Here is an 18,410-nt window from a genome sequence, read left to right as displayed (position 1 = left end):
TTTTTACTCCGTAAAAGTAAATAGCTTTGGTGAACTGTAACAGATACAGAATTTAACTATTTTAGTGCAACAGATGATGACGTTTCAATATATTGCCATAGCGGATGAGTTAGAAAAGCTGATCAATACGGGAGTTTATCCCGTAGGTCAGAAGCTTCCTTCCCTGCGTTTGATCAGTTCCCGCTTCCAGGTGAGTATCGGGACGGTTTTGAAAGCCTTTGTTTTACTCATCGATAAAGGATTGATTTTGGGAAAGGAACGATCTGGATATGTGGTTTTGAGAAAATCGGTTACCGGGGAAGATCTGCCGCAAAGTAGTAAAACAGTATCTCCTGCAGGAGCGGTGAAGCTGAACCCGATTTTACATAAAATCAGTCGTGTTGATCAGGAGAACAAGTCTTTTGTTTCATTTTTTAATGCGGTGCTGGATGTGGACCTTTTACCGCTTAATGCCATCAGAAGAAGTCTTCAGCATGCTTCAAGAGATCTGACTGGCGCGCATCTTTTGTATGAGCAGGCCGATGGAAATCCTTTACTGAGACAGGAAATTGCTAAGCGGTCTTTCCGATGGAATGGGATGCTTAATGCTGAAGATGTGGTCATTACCAATGGGGCACTGGAAGCTGTTGGCCTGTGCCTAAGGGCCGTTGCCGAAAAAGGGGATACGATTGTAGTGGAGACTCCTTTTTACTATGGCATTCTTCAGGCGATCGAAGCGCTGGGATTAAAAATAGTAGAACTTCCGGGAGATACCTTATCAGGAATTGACCTGGATCAGCTGGAGCAGGTTTGTAAAGTACATCAGGTAGCTGCAGTTGTCCTGATTTCTAACTTTAATAATCCCAACGGGGCCATGCTTTCTGATCAGAAAAAAAGAGAGCTGGCCGCTTTTGCAAAACGGAAGAAAATACCTGTTATTGATGATGATATATATGGCGACCTTCATTTTGATGTGGACCGGCCGGCAAATATCAAGAGTTATGATGAAGATGGATGGGTGATGTTGTGTTCCTCTTTTTCTAAATCCGTAGCGCCGGGTTATCGTATAGGCTGGTGTGCCCCGGGAAGATTTACGGAAAAGGTGGTCCGCCTCAAGTCAGTAACCAATGTTGCTACCGCAAGTGTGGTACAATTGTCTTTATTACAACTACTCAGTACAGGAGCCTATGATCGTCACCTGCGCCGGCTAAGACCTGAGCTGCACCGCCTGATGTTGTTGACCTTACAGGCGATAGAAAAGTATTTCCCTGCTGGAACAAGGGTAAGCAGACCGAAAGGCGGACTGGTACTTTGGATTGAGTTGCCGGAGGAAGTTGATGCACTTAGCCTCCATCAAAAAGCAATTGAAGCTCACATCCAGATTGCCCCGGGCAGCTTATTTTCAAACAGAGCAGACTATAGGAACTATATCCGGATCAGCTGCAGTAACCTTTGGACCTCTAAAATTGAAGCTGCACTTCAAAAATTAGGAAGTATGATACAGGAATTGAAGTAGATCTTTGCTAGCTTTATTAAGTATTTGATCAATCCCTGCTAATCTGTAAAAAAATGAAACGTGGTGCCCTTATCTTCTGGATGCTTTACAGCCTTTTCTTTGCCGTTCCATTTCCGATGATCTTGTATTATTCTATCAATAATCAGGACGATATCAATAGCCTTCGTGATAAAAACCCCTGGCTTGCACTTAGTCTTTTAGTGGTTTCTATCCTGTTGTGGTGTTTTCTTTTGATGGTGTTTTATCGCAAATGGGTATTGAATGTTTTTGTTTCCAAGAGAAATATTGAATACCTGAAACAACATGGAGAGCGTCGGGAAGCGCGGATTTTAACGGCAACAAAGCTTTCTAAATCAAATGCCGACTATGATACCTATGAACTGACGCTGGGTTTTAAAAACCTGGTGGGAACAGAAATTAAACAGAAGTCAGGAGTAAATGATGCCAGGCCTATAGAACGGCGTTTCGAAGTGGGTAAAAAAGTAGAGATCTTAATTGATCAGGAAATGAAACGTATTCCTTATTTTATCCTTGCCAGCACAGAAGCAACGATACACTTTTCTGTTGTTATTCTTAGGACATTAGGCTGGCTCCTGCTACTCGCCGCAATAACAGGTTATTATCTGTATGCCTACCAGTCCGAAAGCCAGGGGATGGGCTGGCGTTTTATGAGCTTTGGACATCCTTTAATCGTTTGCCCGCTGGTACTTTTATCGTATAAAATTTTAGTGGGTTTATTCAGTAAACTTAGCGGACAAGCGGATGATGCTGCTTTAATCAAATTTAAGGGGGTGCAAACTACTGCAAAGCTCATCAACGCGAGCCAGACAGGTACTTATATTAATGAACAGCCTATGATTCTTTTCGATCTTGAATATACAGATGACCGCCAACAGAAACATCGGGGAAATTTAAAGAAAATTGTCAACCTGCTGGATTTAAACATGACCAAACAGGAACATATTGATATATTTTACCTAAAGGAAAAGCCGGAACGTATTGCTTTTGCCAGTGACTTAAACGAAATCAGTTAAACTCCCATGAAGAAACTAATCATCTTGATGCTCTGCAGTCAGCTTCTTTTCAGTTGCAGGCAAATCTCAAAAAGCGTAGAAGAAACCTTTAATCCGAATGATTCCCTGACCAGTAAAGCTGCGCAGGACAAACCCACAGAAAATCAGGATGAGTTTTATACTGAAAGTCAAACTACGAGCAGCACAATAACAGAAACGCATACCAGTACCTATACAGAGCAGCATACTGAAGGTAAGAACATCAGTTTTTTAACAGATGTTGAGCAATTGACAAAAGCTGAAAATGAACTGAAAAAGCTTCCCCAATATGCAGGTAAAGAGATTTTCATTTATTCAGGTATTAATTTCTATAATGATGGAGGAATCACGGTTATGCTGCAACATCCTCAAAATCCCAAATATGTAGATAGTTATGAATACAAAAAGGGAGTCTGGTCTGCACCCAAGCCTAGACAATTATCGGTAAGAGATGATGTTAAAAGTCAACTGGCCCCCCTCAGCAGTGTTCCATTTCTTAATGTAGCCAGGGTAGCAAAGATTTATGATGAGAAAGCAGCTCATATTGAAGGTGCAAAGCCAGGCACACATATTTATATTTCTATCTGGAAAAATCAAATCCGCTGGTTCCCGACAAATATTGATGGGAGCAGGGAACGTTATATCATTGAGTTCAATCCGGATGGAACGCTAAAAGAATTTAAACAGGATTAAACTGTACTTAAAGATGCCTAAAGTAGTATTCATCACCTTACTGTTAACAGCCAGATTCATTTTTGTCTTTGGACAGCAGAATTGGAAACTCTCCGTGGAAAAGGATGGAATAAAGATTTATACGAGTGCTTTACAAGGGTCGAGGATCAAAGCGGTAAAAGCAGAATGCAGGATCAAGGCTACAAATTCACAGGTTGTGGCCCTGTTGATGGATGTTGCATCAGCAAAAGACTGGGTTTATCATACAAAATCATGTTCATTGATAAAAAAAGTTTCCGCTTCCGAACTGTTTTATTACTCGGAGATCAGTTTGCCCTGGCCTCTGCAAAATAGAGATTTCGTGGCGCACCTGACCGTTAGTCAAAACCGGGATACGAAAGTAGTCACTATTGATGGGCCAGCGGTAAGGGGGCATGTACCTGAAAAAGAAGGTATCGTAAGGATCATGGATTCCAAGGGAAAATGGGTAATCAGCCCATCCGGTACAGACCATGTCAGCATTGAATATACCATCCACGTAGATCCGGGGGGAACCTTACCACCCTGGCTCATCAATATGTTTGCATCCGAGGGACCGCTAAGGATCATTAAAAACCTCGGATTACAGGTGCAAAAGCCTGCATATAAAAAGGCAGTTTTGGCTTATATCTTAAATTAGTCTTTCTCAATAGCTTTAAACCAATGTTTCAAGTGCCTCTTTACTGAAACCCTGAAATTCATGCATCCGGTTTTCTTTTACTTTTTGGACCCAATAGGGGTCAGCTAAAATAGACCGGCCAACTGCAACCAGATCGAATTCATTATTGTCCATTCTCCGAACCAGTTCATCAATAGAGACCGGCATTGATTTCTGACCTGCAAATATGGTGGTTACGTCATTGTCTAAACCTACAGAACCGACGGTAATGGTCGTTTTTCCAGTTATTTTTTTTGCCCATCCTGCAAGGTTAAGGTCTGAGCCTTCAAACTCTGGTTCCCAAAAACGTCGTGTAGAACAATGAAAAATATCTACCCCTGCATCTGCCAGAGGATTTAACCAGGATTCCAGCTCCTGCGGACTGTTCGCCAGCTTGCTGTAGAAATCGCTAAACCTCCATTGTGATAAGCGCATCATTACCGCGAAATCATCTCCCACTTGTTTGCGGATTTCTTTGGCTATTTCTACTGCGAAGCGGCTACGTTCGGCTAAAGTTTTACCACCAAAAAAATCGTTCCTTGTATTGGTGTTTGGCCAGAAAAACTGATCTACAAGGTATCCATGGGCAGCCTGTACTTCTACACTATTAAAACCCATTTGTTTGGCATGAGCTGCGGAACGGCCAAAAGCAGCAATAGTATCTGCAATATCAGCATCAGTCATAGCTTTTCCATTCCCGATTCCTGATGGTCCTTCAAATGGGACAGAGGGCAGCCATCCCGAATGGTGATTTTCCTGAATTCCAACATGCCATAGCTGGGGTGCCATTTGTCCGCCGGCATGGATTACACCATCTATTACTTTCTGCCAGCCGGCTAGCGACTGGTCTTTATAAAAATCCGGAACATTAGGTTCATTTGAAGAAGAAGGTCGATTGATGACGGTACCTTCTGAAATGATCAGGCCAACTTCTCCTTCGGCCCTTTTTCTGTAATAATTGGCAACATCGGCTGTAGGGACTCCAGCGGGTGAACATGACCTCGTCATAGGAGACATGACAAAACGATTCCTGGTATGTAGGGATTTCAGGCGAAATGGCCTGAACAAACTTTCAGTATTCATGTTTTTGTTATTTTTTTCTGAAGAGCTTTTCCATTTCTCTTCTAAGAGTTTTCATTTCTGTGAGTGATTTTGTCAAGGCAATTGCTTTGTGGTAGTGGTCAACTGCCTTATCCGGATCTGTGCCGGAAAATAAGTAAGCGAGTAGAGAATGGTAATGGCTGCTTTCTGTCAGATTTAGCTTTTCAGCTTCCTTTATGCCCTTTTCGTATCCATAAACTTTTGCAAAAGCAAAGGTTCTGTTCAATGCAGTCATAGGGGAGTATTCAATCAGGATCAGCTGGTTATACAATTGCAAAATATGTTTCCACTTATGCTGGTCTGTGGGAGTAGTATGCCAATAAGCAATCCCTGCTTCCAAATGGTATTTTGAAATTTCCGTCCCTGAACAAGCATTGACAAGATAATAATTCCCTTTGTCTATGAGTTCCTGACTCCAAAGGCTCTTATCCTGCTGTTCATACAAAATGCTTTCCCCCATATCATTTGATCTGGCATCGAGCCTCGAACTCTGAAAGCACATCAGCGCAAGAAGTGCATTCGCGTCGGTTGTATTTGTCCAGTTATGCGTTGTGAGCATATGACAGAGCCTCATGGCCTCTGAGCAAAGTTCTTTTCGAATAAGCAGGTTGTTCGATTTAGAAAAATACCCCTCATTAAATAAGAGGTATAAGGTTCTCAAAACGGTATCAAGTCTGCTGGAAATACTGCTTTGCTGGAGCTGTTTAATCTGAAAGTTATCTTTTCTGAGGATATTTCTGGCCCGGAACAAGCGTTTCTTAATGGTTTCTTTATTGCTGAGAAAGGCATCTGAGATTTCTTCTACACTAAAGCCACAGAGGATTTGAAGTGCCAGGCAGATTTGGGCCTCCGTAGAATTGCCAGGATTGCAAACAGCGAAGATCATAGCCAGCTGACTATCGGAAATACCCTGTGGATTAAAGCCTAAGTCGGATTCTGGTTCCAACTCTTCCTGCCTGATTGCTTCCTTAATCTGCGTTTCAAAAATCGCGTGCCTTTTCAGGTAATCTTTGGCCTTGTTCTTTGCCACAGTATAAAGCCATGCAGTTGGGTTTTCAGGAATGCCATTTACAGCCCATACTTCTGTGGCTTTTAGAAATGTTTCACTGCTGATATCTTCGGCTATTTCCACGTTTTTCAGTCCGAAATGACGGCACAATACGGCCGTCATTTTAGCATATTCTAACTTGAACAGCTTTGGGATAAGCTCCTGATCTCCAATTGCAGCCATGACACTTACAGTACTTCTCTTACTTCAATATTGCCACCCATCTTAAAGATTGGGTTACCTTTTGCAAATTCTACGGCTTCTTCAATCGTATCAGTTTTTACGATAATATATCCACTGATAAATTCTTTGATTTCTGCATAGGGACCATCAGTAACTACATTGTCTGCCTTTACTGTTTTTGCATTGAGGGTAGATAAGGTGTTTCCTTTGTCGGCCAGTTTGTTCTGAGCGGCAATGCCTGCCAGCCAATTCATCCTTTCCTGTATCTGCTCAGGCGAAGGTTTCACATTTGAATCGTTGTTCAATCTGAAAATTAATAAGAATTCTTTCATCGTTTTTATTTTATGTTTTGCGCTTATGACGATTGAATCTTAAAGATGGGGACAAATAATATTAATTATCTGCAAAAAATAAAAAGGATGATCATGAACTGGATCATACAAAGGGGATTTTGGTCACTTTATAGTTTAAAGCGGTAGTTGTTCCAGCAGTTACATCTATGGTTACGCCGGTAATTTTTCCAGCCAGATCTGATGCCAGAAATACCGCTGTGTTTGAAATGTCCTCCATCATTGGTAACTGCTTTAACATGGTGTCGTCTTTCATCTTTTGAAAGAAATTGCTGACCTCTTCGCCCGGATTTTTCAATGCTTCTTTAAAAGGTCTGGAATCTGGCGAACCCGCAGATCGGATATTGACGGCACGTACCCCATGAGGGCCCAGCTCCGCTGCCAGGTTTCTTGAAAAACTTTCTACGGCACAACATGCCGGACCAAAGCCGCCCACATTTGCGTAACCAATGCCGCCAGGAGTAGCAGTAAGTGATAAGATTATACCTGAGCCCTGTTCCATCATAATTCTCCCGGCTGCGGTAGCGGTGAGAAATTGGGTGCGCAGGGCGATATGAACCGGACGCTCAAAGTCAGACAGATCCATCTCAGTCAGAGGAATGTCCTGAGTGTCATTCCAACCGATAAGATTGAAAATGATATCAATGTGACCTGTCGTTAGCTTTACCGCTGTCAGGTGCTTAATAATCGCCTCCGCTTCAAGGGCATCTACTTCGGCTGCTTCGGAGAAACCTCCGAGGGTATTGATTTCGTCAGCAACTTTTTGTGCGACTTCCAATCTTTTATGTGTGACAAATACGTTTGCTCCGGCAGCAGCAAAGGATCTGGCAATAGTTCCTCCAAGAGAAGGACTTGCGCCATATATAATGGCTGTTTTGTTTTGAAGTAACATATCCTGAGTTCTAAATGTGAACAATTGATTTTTTACTTCTCAAAAATGCAGGATAATCCGGAAAATTAAGGTGTAGGTATGTGACAAATAACAGGGGGATTCCGGCCAGCTAAAATAGAAAAGCCACTCTTTAGAGTGGCTTTGTAATCCCTGTCAGGGATAAATATATCAGCTCAATTGCAATTCAATGGAGGGTTAAACAGTCTCATTTGTCGTTTTAATGGTTTTTTCTAAAGCGCGTACGATAATGTCCTTATAGGCTGTAAAATTAGTTTGACGTGCTTCGTCTGAATCACTCTCTTTTAGTGATTTTCTGCCTTCTTTTATCTCCTGTAATTCGTTGGTATACAGGTCTGTGAATAATTCAGGCTCTTTGTTTTTTAAAATCCTCACTGTATGTGAGTATTTTTCATGACTATCCACAAGAATTGCCAGGCTCTTCTCATCATATACATTTATACCAGCTGTTTTTGTCAATAACTTTTCCAGCTTTCCTCTTTCTTTTGCGTAACCCATAATTGTCGCGAATATACCAGTTATCCGGAATAATCATACTATGATCCTGGTGTTTAATTGTAAGGAGCAGGGACAATTAAGTATATTCCAGACAAATCACCGCTTTGTTTAATTCCTGATCATGGAACAGAAACACTTGATCGGCTGCATACTGTTGAAAATCATAACCCTCCATACAACCTATATAATTAAAAGGCTTATGGTTGTTAAAAGGTTTATCCATGAGGTTTTCACCTCCAAATTGACAGTCTTCCATGGGCAGGTTTTCGACGTTTATTTCATCCAGTACACCATTGATCTTAGCGTTAATGCGATCAGCCAAATAATCTGAAAATTGATCATTGTGTAAATCTTCCGGAGTCAGTTGTCTTAACCGGTCCAGCCTTCTGATGTCAAAAACACCGAGTCCAGGTCTGTTGAAATCAAGATCATAGATCTTTCCATATTTTTTGTAATATGCCTTCTTTAACTGGTACATGCTGTCATTGAAATTATATTCAATCTCTGCTTCTGAATATTCCAGAGCATAATTTTCCGGAAGAATTTCTTTGGAAACGGTAAAGTAGTCCCAGCTGGCATCAAATTTATATTTCCCGTCAATGATGTCAAAACCAAACATATCACATTTGGTGAAGTCTGTATGAAAAGGAACACTATTTTCACCTACCCGGCCATCATAGATTTCTTTAACCGACACAAAGTGTAACCATTGATCTTTTGCAGGCGAAAAAAACCTGGTGTTGATCGAACATAAGGGGAGGAAATACTTTTTGTGATTTTCCAGGTCATTGTAAAAAACATCTTCATATTCCGGGAAAATTCGTAAGCAATTTTCTGGTATTTTCATGGGCAATTTTTAAGCAAGTTATAAAAAAGAAAAACATAGCTTTGCAGCTCTCTATCAGATTTTCACACCGTGATGTTATTGCTTACTTGAAAAAGCTTACAATTGAAAGGCAGGATAGTGAGTTCAATAAATAAGCGTGTAACTTAGCAAGTAATGCCTGAACTTATTTTAAAAAATATCAGCAAACATATTACCCTGACTTCTGAAGAGGAAGTATATTTTCTTGCGCTCTTAAAACCAAAACAGGTTTCAAAAAAAGATTTTATTCTTAAAGAGGGACAAGTCTGTAAAGAGATTAATTTTGTAGAATCAGGTACATTAAGAGCCTTTTATCTGGATAAAATGGGGAAGGAATCCACTATTATGTTTGCTGTTGCAGAATGGTGGGTAACCGATATGTTTTGCTTTGTAAATGAACAGGCTGCAATGTTGAATATTGAGGCCATAGAGGATAGTCGTATGCTACAACTTCAGAAAGAAGACTTAGATCAGCTCTATATAAAAGTGCCTAAATTTGAAAGATTTTTCAGGATCATCATGCAAAATGCATATATCAGAGAACAGCTTAGGGTAATTCAGGAGCTTTCTCTTTCTGCGGAAGAACGCTATCATAATTTTTTAATTAAATATCCGAAAGTCGCCCAGCAAGTCAAACAAAAACAAATTGCTTCTTACCTGGGCATTACCCCTGAATTCCTAAGCATGATTCGGGGTAATAAAACCAAAAAGAAAATAATTTCTTAAACTATATTATTTTTTCCTTCCGCTTTGTTCCCTTTTTTTGTAAAAAAGATATAAATTATGTTAATACTTATTGCAGGTCCATATCGTAGCGGGACCAATGACGATCCCATATTGATGCAACAAAACTTAGGCAGATTAGAAGCAGCTGCGCTTCCGCTATTCAGGCTGGGTCATATTCCGATGATCGGAGAGTGGGTTGCATTGCCATTATTGGAGCTTGCAGGATCCACGCAACCTGGAGATGAGGCTTATGAAGAAATTTTATATCCGGTAGCACATCGTCTGCTGCAAAAATGTGACGCTGTGCTTCGTCTTGAAGGCGCTTCGAAAGGCGCGGATGAAGACGTGCGAATCGCCCTGGAAAGAGGCTTGAAAGTGTATTATAATATCAATGAGGTACCACATGCAGAAGAGTAGAATTAATATCCTTCAAACCGAGGTATTGTCCGACAATTGGTATACCTTAAGAAAAGTCACTTACGAATACCTAAAAAAGGACGGTACTTGGCAGACTCAAAACAGAGAGGCCTACGATAGGGGGAATGGCGCTACGATCTTGCTGTATAATAAAACATTAAAAACAGTGATCCTAACCAGGCAGTTTAGGCTGCCTACTTATCTCAATGGCAATGAGACCGGAATGCTGATCGAAACCTGTGCAGGACTTTTGGATAAAGACAATGTTGAAGATTGTATAAGAAGAGAAACTGAAGAGGAAACAGGTTATAAGATATCTGATGTAAAAAAGATTTTTGAAGCGTATATGTCGCCCGGTTCTGTTACAGAAATTCTTTATTTCTTTATCGCTGAATATTCCAAATCTATGAAAGTAGCAGATGGAGGAGGAGTCGCTCATGAACAGGAGGAAATTGAGGTGCTGGAAATGCACATCGACAAGGCGATGGAATTGATTGGTAGCGGGGAAATAAAAGATGGAAAGACGATTATGCTGTTGCAACATATTAAGCTGGCCGGTATTCTATAACAATTGAGAATTGGTCAATTGATGATTTCCATTTAACGAATATTAGTCGTTATTTAGGATAACAAAATATAGAGAATATGAAACTAGGCGCATTTTCAATCAGTCTGAGTGTTAAAGACATTAACGCTTCGAAATCATTCTACGAAAATCTTGGCTTTAGGGTGTTTGCAGGATCACTGGAGCAGAATTACCTCATTATGAAAAATGGAAATGCTTTGGTTGGCCTGTTTCAGGGAATGTTTGAAAATAATATACTGACCTTCAATCCGGGATGGGATGAAAATGCAGCAAATCTTCCATCATTTGATGATGTCAGGACTATCCAGAAACAGCTGAAAGATAAAGGGGTTAGCATTATGGGAGAGGCTGATGAAAGTTCTTCCGGGCCGGCAAGTTTTATGGTAACTGATCCGGATGGAAACACGATTCTGTTTGATCAACACATTTAGTGGAAATCAAAAAATGAGCACTCTTAAAAAAATCCTCACTGCCAAAACCGATCAGGAGCTAATTTTCTATGTTAAAAACGTAGAAAAGCATACGGAAGAAGCGGTGCGCCTGGCATTTGCTGAATTACAAAATAGAAAGGTAAGCTTTCCAGAAGGTTTTGCTGACCATCTGGAAAGTCAGATCAATGCTCATAAGGCAAAAAAACACGAAAAGAGTGTACCACTTTGGAAAAGGGAGGTAGTGACAGATGTTGATGCTCCGGAGTATTATTCCAAAACAGCTATTTATGTTTTTTCGATATTGTTTTCCGCTTTCTTTGGGTCGTTTATGCTGGCTGCAAATTGCAAGGACGCTGGAAAGCAGGGATGACCGGTAATTTTATTTGGTTTAGGATTTACGTTATTAACGTCATTAGCACTCGATTATATCGCTCCAGGAAAAGCCTATGTCTATATCGTAAATGGTATTGGCGTTTTGCTAATGTACGAGCTCTTCTGGGGAAGATACATTGAGGAAGATGTTAAACATCGGGCCAAACCAATATGGAAGCCCTTGATTATAGCTGCGGTCATATTTATTCCCCTCATTATATTGATGATCTCAGCAACAAAATAATTAAATATATAGTTTTCATTTTTAAATTTTATCTTTGCAACGCAACAAAGAACATCAATACCACATGTAGAATCTAATTTCTTTCCTGAAAATAATGGACGACCAAATCATTGGTCTCCGTAGTTATTTACCTCAAAAAAGAAAGGAATTATGATTATTCTTCAAGATATTACCTATATACATCCCAACAGAGATTTATTGTTTGCTGACTTAAACCTTGTCATCAACAAACACGATAAAATAGCCTTAATAGGCAATAACGGTGTTGGAAAATCCAGCCTTCTGAACATTATGGCAGGAAATTTACCAATATCAAAAGGATTGGTGAAAACCGAATCGAAACCCTATTATGTGCCTCAGATTTTTGGTCAGTTTAATGATTATACCATTGCCCAGGCCTTGCAGATCGGGGAGAAGCTAAAAGCACTAAGAGAAATTCTAAATGGTCAGGTAACTGATGAAAACATGGCGTTGCTTGATGACGATTGGGCAATTGAGGAGCGTTGTCAGGAAGCCTTTGCGCATTGGAAATTAGAAGGACTGGAACTGGATCAGAAAATGGAGAACCTGAGCGGCGGACAAAAAACCAGGGTTTTCCTTGCCGGAATCCGTATCCACCGGCCGGAAATTGTTCTTCTGGATGAACCTAGTAATCATTTAGATGCCTGGAGCAGAAAGCTGCTTTATGATGATATTGTGTCGAGCAGAAAAACATTCGTGATCGTAAGCCACGATAGGACTTTATTAAACTTGTTAAATGTTGTTTTTGAACTTGGAAAACATGGTATTACCATTTATGGTGGCAATTATGATTTCTATGCAGAGCAGAAAAAACTAGAAGACGAAACCTTGAACCAGGCACTAAAAAGCAAAGAAAAGGCCTTTCGCAAAGCAAAAGAGGTAGAGAAGGAATCTTTGGAAAGACAGCAAAAGTTAGATGCGCGCGGAAAGAAAAAACAGGAAAAAGCAGGTGTGCCCACCATTTTCATGAACACGCTTAGAAACAATGCAGAGAAAAGTACCTCAAGGATAAAGGATGTTCATACGGAAAAGACGGCTGCAATCTCAAAGGAGCTCGGTCAGCTGAGGCAAAACCTACCAGATATCGATAAAATGAAAATGGATTTTGACCAATCAGCCCTCCATAAAGGGAAAACGTTGGTAGAGGCAAATGAAATTAATTTTGGCTATGGTACAATGTGTTTATGGAAACATGGACTGACTTTTCAAATTAAGAGTGCCGAGCGGATGGCGATTAAAGGACGAAATGGCTCGGGAAAAACCACATTGATCAAAATGATTTTAGGACAGGTTCAGCCAAAAGCCGGAAAAATAGAGCGATATTCTGGTGTTAAGAGCATTTATGTGGATCAGGACTATTCCTTAATTGATCCTTCCCTAAAAGTTTATGAACAGGCGCAGCAATTTAATTCTGGCGCTTTGCAGGAACATGAAATAAAGATCCGCCTAAACCGGTTTTTGTTTACAAAAGAAGACTGGGATAAGCCTTGTCGGGCGCTGAGTGGGGGAGAGAGAATGCGGTTGATGCTATGTTCTTTAACAATTGGAAATCAGGCTCCGGATCTGATTATTTTGGATGAACCAACAAATAACCTGGACATTCAGAACATAGAAATTTTAACTGCAGCGGTTAATGAGTATAAGGGGACTTTAATCGTAGTCTCTCATGACGAATATTTTTTGAAACAGATCGGTGTTGATCAGGCAATCATAATAAGTTAGTGCATTAAAAACAACATACCGATCGGTATTTTTATTATCTTTGGCTCAAATAACAAAAGCAGTGCAAAGAGATTCTACATTGACCCATTCCCTTATACTCGAAAAAGTGGCCCCGATATTCAATAAAAAGGGATATTCAGGGACTGCATTGAGCGACCTTACCCAGGCAACCGGACTGACTAAAGGTGCGCTCTATTTTCATTTCAGGAATAAACAGGATCTTGCGATTCAGGCCTTCAGGCTAAATGTCAAAAAGGTAATAAATCCACTTGCAGAGAAAATGATGGCTCAGGATAGTGCTGTCGAAAAATTGGAAGTATTGATTGCTTTCTACCGGGAGTATTATGGTTTGATCGTTGAAGAGGGAGGCTGCCCAATCCTGAATATGGCCACAGATGCAAATAACAATAACCCTGAATTGTTCGAGGCCGTAAAAAAGATCATTCTGAAATTGGAAGGCGGTCTTATTGAATTAATTGAGCTGGGAATAGATCAGGGAGAAATCAAAAAGGATACTGATGCTGTTGCATTTGGAAAGAACATCTACTCAATGATAGAGGGTAGCGTGTTCATGTCTGTTACTCATAGAGATCCTTCGTATGTGGCGAATATTATGGATCTGATCGCGAAGCTTTTGAAAGAAAAAATGAACCATTAAAATTTTTTATACCTAAGCATACCGAACGGTATGTAAAATACGAAACATGAAAAAAATATTAGCTAACACCAGAAAGGTAAGGTTTCAGGATTGTGATCCTTTTAATCACCTGAACAACGCAAAGTACCTGGATTACTTCATCAATGCGAGAGAAGATCAATTGCTTGAGGATTATGGACTTGATGTATTTGGTTTGATGGATACTCAGAAACTGGGCTGGGTGATCTCTTCTCATCAGATCGGATATCTGCGCCCTGCTGCGGCGATGGAAAGTATAAGGATCGAAACACAGCTTATTTCCTTTGATTCCAGAGCTTTGGTCGTTGAAATGCGGATGTATGATGAACAGCAAACCAGGCTCAAAGCCTTATGCTGGACCAGGTTCAATCATTTTGATATTGCCCGCCAAAAACCAGTGGAACATTCCGAAGAACTGATTCAATTGTTCAGCCAGGTTCTCCTTCCGGTTGAGCAGCAGAATTTTGAAGAAAGACGTGCACATATCAATCAGCAAAAAAAGGAAGCTAAATAAACGTAAATCGTCTTTTTTTTAAAATAAAATGCAGAAGTTCGCCTCTTTAATCTATTGAAATGACTAATAAAAAAGGATTTACAACAACCATTCTTCATTCAGACCGTCTTTTGAAGCCCGAATTCGGAGCCATACACCAGCCAGTTCACAATGCCGTAACCTGGGGCTACGATGATGTACAGGGCCTGGTAGATGTTTTTCAGAATAAAACTAAAGGATATGCTTACTCTCGTCAGGGAAATCCAACTACCACTGCGCTTGAAAACAAAGTAACGCAGATGGAACAAGGAATCGCTACGGTTTCTTTTTCAACGGGTATGGCTGCTATTTCTTCTACGATACTCGCTTTAATGAAGTCTTCTGATCATATCATCGCCAGTTCTTACCTTTTTGGAAATACCAGAAGCGTGATGCAGACGTACATAGATATGGGACTTGAGATTTCTTTTGTAGATTCAACTGATGCAGAGCAGATCAAAAATGCTTATCGTGAAAATACGAAAATGGTTTTTGTGGAAACCATTGCAAACCCCGCCACTCAGGTGTCAGATCTGGAAGCAATAGGTGATTTCTGCGAAGAAAAGAAACTGATATATATGGTGGATAATACCATGACTTCTCCTTATTTATTTCGTCCGGTTGTGGTAAAAGCAAGTCTGGTGATCAATTCCTTAACTAAATATATCGGTGGTCATGGCAACGCCTTAGGTGGAAGTGTAACTGATACTGGCTTATTTAACTGGCTGGGATTCCCTAATATTGCACCAATTATAAGAGAACAAATTCGTCCGGAAATGCAGGGCATCACTCAAATCAGAAAAAGAGGTTTGAGAGACGGAGGTGGTACACTTTCTCCGGAAGCAGCTCATAGTATTTCTGTTGGGTCGGAAACCATCGCGCTGAGATTGGAACGTGCCTGTAGTAATGCCTTGGTATTGGCCGGTTTCCTTGACCAACACCCTATGATCAGCAAGGTTTATTATCCAGGATTGAAAAACCATCCACAACATGAACTCGCTACAAGCCTGTTTCACCGTTACGGTGGCTTAATGAGCTTTACACTGGTAGATGGAATAGATTGTCTGAAATTTCTGAATGAACTTAAGTTGGTGATAAAATCCAGTAACCTTGGGGATACACGTACACTGGCTATTCCGGTTGCGCAGACCATCTTCTTTGAATTGGGTAAAGAAAAGCGCGATGAGATGGGAATACCTGATTCGATGATCCGGTTGTCAGTTGGTATTGAAGATATCGATGACCTTATCGGGGATTTCAGCACAGCATTTTCTGCGTTTAATTAAAAATCTTTTAAACACTCCCATTACTCGTGGGAGTGTTTTCATCATCTCGTCTACGGTACTTTTTATCCTGTATTGATCATTTTTTTGATCAGGGCAATCTGCCCCAAATGGTAATGGGTATGTTCAATTATTCCGTGGATATTTCTATAATAGATTCCATATTTCTCATCCTGAAAGGTTTCCCACAGTTTACGCTCCGGTAACTGTTCAATTAATGTAGCGAAGTTTTCTGCATCAGTCAGTGCTTTGTTGATTAAAGCTTCCCAATCTTCTTTCGAACGAATGGGAGGATGGTCAAAGCTATATTCATCCTTGGCCTCAAGTACTTCGCCTTGCAATACCTTCAAAACTGCACTGACATAATAGTTAACGTGATAAACCAAAGCAGCAATGGTATTGAAGGAATGAACGGATATCGTGGCTTGCTGCCAGGTGATATCTGCCAGGTTATCTCTGAGATTGGAGCAGGTCCAATTCCCTCCGAAATGAACCTCTCTGAAATGTTTTGCGATCTGTGCTGTCAAATTCATATCACCCTTTATTTTCAGTTGTTGATTATTCTAATTTAAAAAAATGCGTAAGCATTCATTCACATATCGGGAACATGAAATGATCTTATAGGTCAGACAATGCAGCCCGATAATACTTGTACTTTTTTATCCATTTATCGCAATTATAGATCTCTTCAAATCCCTTTATATAAAGGATATTATCGTCAGCCCATCTCATTTCTTCAACCGCGAACTCGTCTGAATGCAGGCTTGCTACAGGTTTGAATGCCTTACCGGCTGCAGCTTTCGCATTAAATTTTAAAATACCGATGTCTGAATTTTTATGCTGATACTGGGTGTTATGGTAATAAGCAAAGTTTTTATGCTGAGTAGAGGGAACTGGTAAAGAAACATACCAGTCGCCGAAAGAGGAGATATGATACTTAAAACTATTTTTAGGGTCAAGTAAGAACAGCTCTCCAAATCCAATGCCCTCACTGGAGCTGTTACTGGAAATAGCATAGAGACTTAGCAAATGCGAATAGCCTAAAAGCTCATAACCATTCCAGCCTTTCTGATTTCCCTCATTGCTATATATTTTAAATTTCTGCTTTCCCTTTGACGTTTGTATATAAAAGTGATGATTTGCTTTTTCTACCTTTGGCATGGTCCAGAAATTGGTTTCAGGCAATTGATCAAAATCTTCTGCTGAGGCTGATTTAAGTTTCAGATGGGGCAATTTTTGGTATTCCTCTGTAGTTCCAAGTATAACTTCCCTGTAATCTGAACTAATCTTTTGATTGTTTACCTTTTTTTGAGCGTAAATGCTAGTGCAATTGATACTCAGGAGGAAAATGAAAAGATATTTATATTTCATATTGATCATTTTTCGGTATACTCCAACAGATCTGCTGGCTGACAACCCAGTACGTTACAAATAGATTCCAGTGTACTAAACCGAATCGCCTTCGCCTTTCCGGTTTTGAGAATAGATAAGTTTGTAAGGGTTAAGCCTACTTTATCTGAAAGCTCATTTAATGACATTTTTCGTTTTGCCATCATGACATCTAAGTTTACGATAATAGGCATTGCTTATTTATGATTTAATATTGAACCGTAAAATATGGATAAATATTTATCAATAAATAAAACTTCTACACTCCAAATTGTCTTAAATGATGGTCTGCGTGTTTATAAGCAAATATCCCGATTTGTTCTTTTGTCATCTTGCCGAAAAAGTCGTGGACAAACCCTTCATTTGAAAAATCTTCATAGTCAGCTACCGATTTTGTCCAGATTGTTTTCTGGGTTTTCAAATCGCCTTCTTTCTCTTTCACCGTAAAACCTTTTCCCGCAGGCATACCTTTACCGAGAGGTTTATCATTCTTAGTGTTGCTTTTCAAAGCCATTTTGCCAAATATTTTACCAAGAAACTCTTGTTTATAGGTATGGTTATTCTTGCCCAAAACCCATTCATCCCAAATTGTACAATGTTTGGCCATCTGAAAAACATTCATTTTCCCCCATAAAGCACTGTTGTTCTCATTTAACGCATCTATTCTTTCTATTAATTCCTGCCTGGTTGCAGGATCAAATATCGTTTTCATTGCCAAAGTTGTTTATAGGTTGTAAAGAAAAATAGTTTCCTGAGTCATCTTTGAACAGTGCCTCTGTTCCGTAGAATTCTTTTGTCGGTGCTTTGATGAATTCCACCCCTTTGGATTTTAGTTCCTCATAAGTAGCGAAAATATCATTGCAGGTTAAGACACCACAACCAAATATTCCTTTTTTGATGAGGTCTATTAAATTTTCTGCTACTTCTTTCGGAAACATTTTACTCACTTTAACTGGAAACAATACCAATTGTAAATCAGGTTGTTCAGGAGGGGAGACCGTGAGCCAACGGGTATCTGGCCCCATAGGGATATCATCTACAACCTTAAACCCCAATTTGTTTACATAGAAATCATAGGCACTATCCTGGTCTATGACATGAATATTAGTAATCGACATTTTTGTAATCATTGCTTTTTTG

Annotated in this window: 24 protein-coding genes; 13 read left to right on the top strand and 11 right to left on the bottom strand. The window is 40.0% G+C overall.

Annotation, left to right across the window (positions count from 1 at the left end; genetic code table 11):
- Nucleotides 1–73: 73 nt before the first annotated feature.
- Genes BFS30_RS25725 through BFS30_RS25710 form a run of 4 tightly spaced genes read left to right on the top strand, consistent with a single transcriptional unit; the run spans nucleotide 74 to nucleotide 3,898 of the window.
- Nucleotides 74–1,495, top strand: coding sequence for a PLP-dependent aminotransferase family protein (locus tag BFS30_RS25725; protein WP_083252248.1), 1,422 nt, complete (start codon nucleotides 74–76; stop codon nucleotides 1,493–1,495).
- Nucleotides 1,496–1,548: 53 nt separating this feature from the next.
- Nucleotides 1,549–2,529 (top strand): hypothetical protein, encoded by a 981-nt coding sequence (locus BFS30_RS25720; RefSeq protein ID WP_069381925.1) that lies wholly within the window; start codon nucleotides 1,549–1,551, stop codon nucleotides 2,527–2,529.
- 6 nt (nucleotides 2,530–2,535) lie between these two features.
- Nucleotides 2,536–3,240, top strand: coding sequence for a hypothetical protein (locus BFS30_RS25715; protein WP_069381924.1), 705 nt, complete (start codon nucleotides 2,536–2,538; stop codon nucleotides 3,238–3,240).
- 13 nt (nucleotides 3,241–3,253) lie between these two features.
- Nucleotides 3,254–3,898 (top strand): START domain-containing protein, encoded by a 645-nt coding sequence (locus BFS30_RS25710; protein ID WP_069381923.1) that lies wholly within the window; start codon nucleotides 3,254–3,256, stop codon nucleotides 3,896–3,898.
- 15 nt (nucleotides 3,899–3,913) lie between these two features.
- Here the strand turns inward: BFS30_RS25710 and BFS30_RS25705 are convergent, their stop codons facing one another.
- From BFS30_RS25705 to BFS30_RS25680, 6 genes are all read right to left on the bottom strand, one after another.
- The gene (locus BFS30_RS25705) at nucleotides 3,914–4,999 is read right to left on the bottom strand and encodes an NADH:flavin oxidoreductase (protein WP_069381922.1); all 1,086 of its coding nucleotides are present in this window, start codon (nucleotides 4,997–4,999) and stop codon (nucleotides 3,914–3,916) included.
- A 7-nt stretch (nucleotides 5,000–5,006) separates the two neighbouring features.
- Complete coding sequence (locus tag BFS30_RS25700; protein ID WP_069381921.1) at nucleotides 5,007–6,248, bottom strand: RNA polymerase sigma factor; 1,242 nt, start codon at nucleotides 6,246–6,248, stop codon at nucleotides 5,007–5,009.
- A 5-nt stretch (nucleotides 6,249–6,253) separates the two neighbouring features.
- Nucleotides 6,254–6,580: a YciI family protein gene (locus tag BFS30_RS25695; protein WP_069381920.1), complete on the bottom strand. Its 327-nt coding sequence runs from the start codon at nucleotides 6,578–6,580 to the stop codon at nucleotides 6,254–6,256.
- A gap of 103 nt (nucleotides 6,581–6,683) precedes the next feature.
- Entirely contained in the window at nucleotides 6,684–7,490 is an 807-nt protein-coding gene (locus tag BFS30_RS25690) for an SDR family NAD(P)-dependent oxidoreductase (protein ID WP_069381919.1), read from the bottom strand.
- 195 nt (nucleotides 7,491–7,685) lie between these two features.
- Nucleotides 7,686–8,006, bottom strand: coding sequence for a hypothetical protein (locus tag BFS30_RS25685; protein WP_069381918.1), 321 nt, complete (start codon nucleotides 8,004–8,006; stop codon nucleotides 7,686–7,688).
- A gap of 76 nt (nucleotides 8,007–8,082) precedes the next feature.
- Entirely contained in the window at nucleotides 8,083–8,853 is a 771-nt protein-coding gene (locus BFS30_RS25680) for a hypothetical protein (RefSeq protein ID WP_069381917.1), read from the bottom strand.
- Nucleotides 8,854–9,006: 153 nt separating this feature from the next.
- On the opposite strand from BFS30_RS25680, the gene BFS30_RS25675 reads away from it, so the two are divergent.
- From BFS30_RS25675 to BFS30_RS25635, 9 genes are all read left to right on the top strand, one after another.
- Complete coding sequence (locus BFS30_RS25675; protein WP_069381916.1) at nucleotides 9,007–9,597, top strand: Crp/Fnr family transcriptional regulator; 591 nt, start codon at nucleotides 9,007–9,009, stop codon at nucleotides 9,595–9,597.
- A 57-nt stretch (nucleotides 9,598–9,654) separates the two neighbouring features.
- Nucleotides 9,655–10,014, top strand: a complete 360-nt coding sequence (locus BFS30_RS25670) for a DUF4406 domain-containing protein (RefSeq protein WP_069381915.1) — start codon at nucleotides 9,655–9,657, stop codon at nucleotides 10,012–10,014.
- Nucleotides 10,001–10,582, top strand: coding sequence for a GDP-mannose pyrophosphatase NudK (nudK, locus tag BFS30_RS25665; RefSeq protein ID WP_069381914.1), 582 nt, complete (start codon nucleotides 10,001–10,003; stop codon nucleotides 10,580–10,582). The genes BFS30_RS25670 and nudK overlap by 14 nt, the downstream gene beginning before the upstream one ends.
- 77 nt (nucleotides 10,583–10,659) lie before the next feature.
- The gene (locus BFS30_RS25660; RefSeq protein WP_069381913.1) at nucleotides 10,660–11,031 is read left to right on the top strand and encodes a VOC family protein; all 372 of its coding nucleotides are present in this window, start codon (nucleotides 10,660–10,662) and stop codon (nucleotides 11,029–11,031) included.
- A 13-nt stretch (nucleotides 11,032–11,044) separates the two neighbouring features.
- Nucleotides 11,045–11,401, top strand: a complete 357-nt coding sequence (locus tag BFS30_RS25655) for a hypothetical protein (RefSeq protein ID WP_069381912.1) — start codon at nucleotides 11,045–11,047, stop codon at nucleotides 11,399–11,401.
- A gap of 396 nt (nucleotides 11,402–11,797) precedes the next feature.
- Nucleotides 11,798–13,390: a ribosomal protection-like ABC-F family protein gene (gene abc-f / locus BFS30_RS25650; RefSeq protein WP_069381911.1), complete on the top strand. Its 1,593-nt coding sequence runs from the start codon at nucleotides 11,798–11,800 to the stop codon at nucleotides 13,388–13,390.
- A gap of 61 nt (nucleotides 13,391–13,451) precedes the next feature.
- On the top strand, nucleotides 13,452–14,048 hold the full coding sequence (locus BFS30_RS25645) for a TetR/AcrR family transcriptional regulator (RefSeq protein ID WP_069382672.1): 597 nt from the start codon (nucleotides 13,452–13,454) through the stop codon (nucleotides 14,046–14,048).
- Between the two features lie 46 nt (nucleotides 14,049–14,094).
- The gene (locus BFS30_RS25640) at nucleotides 14,095–14,580 is read left to right on the top strand and encodes an acyl-CoA thioesterase (protein WP_069381910.1); all 486 of its coding nucleotides are present in this window, start codon (nucleotides 14,095–14,097) and stop codon (nucleotides 14,578–14,580) included.
- A 59-nt stretch (nucleotides 14,581–14,639) separates the two neighbouring features.
- Nucleotides 14,640–15,884 (top strand): cystathionine gamma-synthase family protein, encoded by a 1,245-nt coding sequence (locus BFS30_RS25635; RefSeq protein ID WP_069381909.1) that lies wholly within the window; start codon nucleotides 14,640–14,642, stop codon nucleotides 15,882–15,884.
- 62 nt (nucleotides 15,885–15,946) lie between these two features.
- On the opposite strand, the gene BFS30_RS25630 is transcribed toward BFS30_RS25635, so the two are convergent.
- From BFS30_RS25630 to BFS30_RS25610, 5 genes are all read right to left on the bottom strand, one after another.
- Nucleotides 15,947–16,414, bottom strand: a complete 468-nt coding sequence (locus tag BFS30_RS25630) for a DUF1572 domain-containing protein (RefSeq protein WP_069381908.1) — start codon at nucleotides 16,412–16,414, stop codon at nucleotides 15,947–15,949.
- 85 nt (nucleotides 16,415–16,499) lie between these two features.
- Nucleotides 16,500–17,252 carry a hypothetical protein gene (locus BFS30_RS25625; protein ID WP_157263057.1) on the bottom strand — a complete coding sequence of 251 codons (753 nt, stop codon included), beginning with the start codon at nucleotides 17,250–17,252 and terminating at the stop codon, nucleotides 16,500–16,502.
- Nucleotides 17,253–17,257: 5 nt separating this feature from the next.
- Nucleotides 17,258–17,464 (bottom strand): helix-turn-helix domain-containing protein, encoded by a 207-nt coding sequence (locus tag BFS30_RS25620; protein ID WP_069381906.1) that lies wholly within the window; start codon nucleotides 17,462–17,464, stop codon nucleotides 17,258–17,260.
- Between the two features lie 65 nt (nucleotides 17,465–17,529).
- A complete protein-coding gene (locus BFS30_RS25615) occupies nucleotides 17,530–17,982 on the bottom strand; it encodes a DUF1569 domain-containing protein (protein WP_069381905.1) in 453 nt (150 codons plus the stop codon).
- Entirely contained in the window at nucleotides 17,966–18,400 is a 435-nt protein-coding gene (locus BFS30_RS25610) for a VOC family protein (protein ID WP_069381904.1), read from the bottom strand. The genes BFS30_RS25615 and BFS30_RS25610 overlap by 17 nt, the downstream gene beginning before the upstream one ends.
- Between the last annotated feature and the right edge of the window lie 10 nt (nucleotides 18,401–18,410).

Source organism: Pedobacter steynii, from assembly GCF_001721645.1.
GTDB classification, from domain to species: Bacteria; Bacteroidota; Bacteroidia; order Sphingobacteriales; family Sphingobacteriaceae; genus Pedobacter; species Pedobacter steynii_A.
Note: the sequence above shows the minus strand (reverse complement) of the source record. Positions and strands in the feature narration are given on the sequence as shown.

Coding starts and splice junctions, on each gene's coding strand:
- BFS30_RS25725 (WP_083252248.1), top strand. CDS start 74: ATGATGACGTTTCAATATATTGCCATAGCGGATGAGTTAGAAAAGCTG.
- BFS30_RS25720 (WP_069381925.1), top strand. CDS start 1,549: ATGAAACGTGGTGCCCTTATCTTCTGGATGCTTTACAGCCTTTTCTTT.
- BFS30_RS25715 (WP_069381924.1), top strand. CDS start 2,536: ATGAAGAAACTAATCATCTTGATGCTCTGCAGTCAGCTTCTTTTCAGT.
- BFS30_RS25710 (WP_069381923.1), top strand. CDS start 3,254: ATGCCTAAAGTAGTATTCATCACCTTACTGTTAACAGCCAGATTCATT.
- BFS30_RS25705 (WP_069381922.1), bottom strand. CDS start 4,999: ATGAATACTGAAAGTTTGTTCAGGCCATTTCGCCTGAAATCCCTACAT.
- BFS30_RS25700 (WP_069381921.1), bottom strand. CDS start 6,248: ATGGCTGCAATTGGAGATCAGGAGCTTATCCCAAAGCTGTTCAAGTTA.
- BFS30_RS25695 (WP_069381920.1), bottom strand. CDS start 6,580: ATGAAAGAATTCTTATTAATTTTCAGATTGAACAACGATTCAAATGTG.
- BFS30_RS25690 (WP_069381919.1), bottom strand. CDS start 7,490: ATGTTACTTCAAAACAAAACAGCCATTATATATGGCGCAAGTCCTTCT.
- BFS30_RS25685 (WP_069381918.1), bottom strand. CDS start 8,006: ATGGGTTACGCAAAAGAAAGAGGAAAGCTGGAAAAGTTATTGACAAAA.
- BFS30_RS25680 (WP_069381917.1), bottom strand. CDS start 8,853: ATGAAAATACCAGAAAATTGCTTACGAATTTTCCCGGAATATGAAGAT.
- BFS30_RS25675 (WP_069381916.1), top strand. CDS start 9,007: ATGCCTGAACTTATTTTAAAAAATATCAGCAAACATATTACCCTGACT.
- BFS30_RS25670 (WP_069381915.1), top strand. CDS start 9,655: ATGTTAATACTTATTGCAGGTCCATATCGTAGCGGGACCAATGACGAT.
- nudK (WP_069381914.1), top strand. CDS start 10,001: ATGCAGAAGAGTAGAATTAATATCCTTCAAACCGAGGTATTGTCCGAC.
- BFS30_RS25660 (WP_069381913.1), top strand. CDS start 10,660: ATGAAACTAGGCGCATTTTCAATCAGTCTGAGTGTTAAAGACATTAAC.
- BFS30_RS25655 (WP_069381912.1), top strand. CDS start 11,045: ATGAGCACTCTTAAAAAAATCCTCACTGCCAAAACCGATCAGGAGCTA.
- abc-f (WP_069381911.1), top strand. CDS start 11,798: ATGATTATTCTTCAAGATATTACCTATATACATCCCAACAGAGATTTA.
- BFS30_RS25640 (WP_069381910.1), top strand. CDS start 14,095: ATGAAAAAAATATTAGCTAACACCAGAAAGGTAAGGTTTCAGGATTGT.
- BFS30_RS25635 (WP_069381909.1), top strand. CDS start 14,640: ATGACTAATAAAAAAGGATTTACAACAACCATTCTTCATTCAGACCGT.
- BFS30_RS25630 (WP_069381908.1), bottom strand. CDS start 16,414: ATGAATTTGACAGCACAGATCGCAAAACATTTCAGAGAGGTTCATTTC.
- BFS30_RS25625 (WP_157263057.1), bottom strand. CDS start 17,252: ATGAAATATAAATATCTTTTCATTTTCCTCCTGAGTATCAATTGCACT.
- BFS30_RS25620 (WP_069381906.1), bottom strand. CDS start 17,464: ATGCCTATTATCGTAAACTTAGATGTCATGATGGCAAAACGAAAAATG.
- BFS30_RS25615 (WP_069381905.1), bottom strand. CDS start 17,982: ATGAAAACGATATTTGATCCTGCAACCAGGCAGGAATTAATAGAAAGA.
- BFS30_RS25610 (WP_069381904.1), bottom strand. CDS start 18,400: ATGATTACAAAAATGTCGATTACTAATATTCATGTCATAGACCAGGAT.